Origin of the sequence: Thalassolituus sp. UBA6592 (assembly GCF_002433655.1) — a bacterium.
Taxonomy (GTDB): domain Bacteria; phylum Pseudomonadota; class Gammaproteobacteria; order Pseudomonadales; family Oceanobacteraceae; genus Venatoribacter.
Genome location: NZ_DJIO01000188.1, coordinates 12,057 through 12,852, shown reverse-complemented (window position 1 = coordinate 12,852; position 796 = coordinate 12,057). Strand labels below are relative to the sequence as shown.

The 796-nt window shown below is 55.3% G+C and carries 1 pseudogene; it reads right to left on the bottom strand.

Annotated features, from left to right (window positions below):
* Positions 1-489, bottom strand: a pseudogene (locus B2Z72_RS18780) (YgiQ family radical SAM protein); the annotation flags it as partial.
* Positions 490-796 lie beyond the last annotated feature (307 nt).

The following is a 796-nucleotide window of genomic DNA, read 5'->3' as shown; positions in this document are numbered from 1 at the left end:
ACGGCGCAGACTGGCTTCAATACCGCCAATCACAATCGGTACGTCTTTGTAGGCTTCACGGCATTTCTGCGAATAAACGATCACCGCACGGTCCGGGCGCTTACCTGGCTCACCATGAGGGGTGTAGGCATCATCAGAACGGACTTTCAGATCCGCGGTGTATTTGTTGATCAGCGAGTCCATGTTGCCGGCGGTGATACCGAAATACAGATTCGGCTTACCCAGCTTCATAAAGTCGTCAGGGTTGTTCCAGTCCGGCTGAGCGATGATACCCACGCGAAAGCCCTGGGATTCCAGCAAACGGCCCAGCACCGCCATACCAAAGCTCGGATGATCCACATAGGCGTCGCCACTGATGATGATCACATCACAGCTGTCCCAGCCAAGCACATCCATTTCCTCGCGCGACATGGGCAAAAACGGCGCAGTGCCGAAGCATTCAGCCCAGTAGGGATAGTAAGAAAACAGATGGGGAGCTTGCGAATTCACGGATAACCTCAGATGCTGACGCCAGACCGGCAGGAATGGCCAGAAAGGCCGTTATTTTCCCAGAATCCGGCGCCGGACTAAAGACCTTATTGCCCGCTCAGGTATGTCTTTTCACCGTCAGACGACCAAACAGAGGTTATGCCCCTGCTCTGCTTAAGGCCTTTGCTGCGCACGCTCACTGAAACAGCAACACATCCAGGGCAGTCCTGCCCGGACGCTAAATCGACTCAGACTCCCTGCTGCCCACGGCTGTCACCACATCCTTCGACACCAGTGGCCGGCTGAAGAAGTAGCCCTGCAGGTAATG